The organism is Rhodococcus sp. H36-A4 (genome assembly GCF_027158005.1).
Lineage (GTDB): Bacteria > Actinomycetota > Actinomycetes > Mycobacteriales > Mycobacteriaceae > Rhodococcoides.
This window is the reverse complement of record NZ_JAPVLQ010000025.1, coordinates 1-876: the sequence shown is the minus strand read 5'-3', so window position 1 is coordinate 876 and position 876 is coordinate 1. Positions and strand designations below refer to the sequence as shown.

At 63.5% G+C, this 876-nt stretch carries 1 protein-coding gene; it reads right to left on the bottom strand.

Translation table 11 applies throughout. The annotated features are described in order from the left end of the window. Positions 1 to 876: AMP-binding protein (locus O1W68_RS21500; RefSeq protein WP_331283602.1), on the bottom strand; the 876-nt coding region annotated here is incomplete at both ends.

Here is an 876-nt window from a genome sequence, read left to right as displayed (position 1 = left end):
AACTCACGAACACCACCACCGACACCACGCTCGACCGCCCACCGACCCAACAACTCAGACGACCACGCCTCACCACCGACCACCACAACCCGAAGATCGACCAACCCCACCGGATCCACCGACGCCAACGCAGCCGGCGTCACAAACGCATGCGACACCCGCTCCGAAACCAACAACTCCCACAACTCCACCCCACCGAACACCGACGCACCCGCCACCACCATCGTCGACGACGCACCCACCGCCAACAACAACTCCAACATCGACGCATCGAAACTCGGCGACGCAAAATGCAACGTCCTCGACTCCCCCGACAACCCATACCGATCACGCTGCTCCACCGCAAAATTCGCCAACCCCGCCTGAGTGACCACCACCCCCTTCGGCACACCAGTAGACCCCGACGTATACACCACATACGCCGCCGACTCCGCCCGCAAACGACCCACCCGATCCACCGCCGACACCGGCTCATCCGACACCGACCCCAACACCGCTTGCACCGCTGGATCATCCAACACAATCCACTCCACACTCGACGGCAACAAACCCACGAACTCCCGCACCGTCACACCGACCCGCACACCCGAATCCACCACCATCCGCTCCAACCGCTCCACCGGATACCCCGGATCGAACGGCACCACAGCACCACCGGACTTCGCCACACCCCACACCGACACCACCGAATCCACCGACCGCGGCAACGCCACCCCCACAAACCCATCCACCACCACACCCGAACCCACCAACACCCGAGCCAACCGCGAAGACAACGCATCCAACACCCGATACGACACAACCTCAGACCCACACACCAACGCCGAGGAATCCGGACACCGCTCCACCGCCGCCGCCAACAAATCCGGCAGCAGA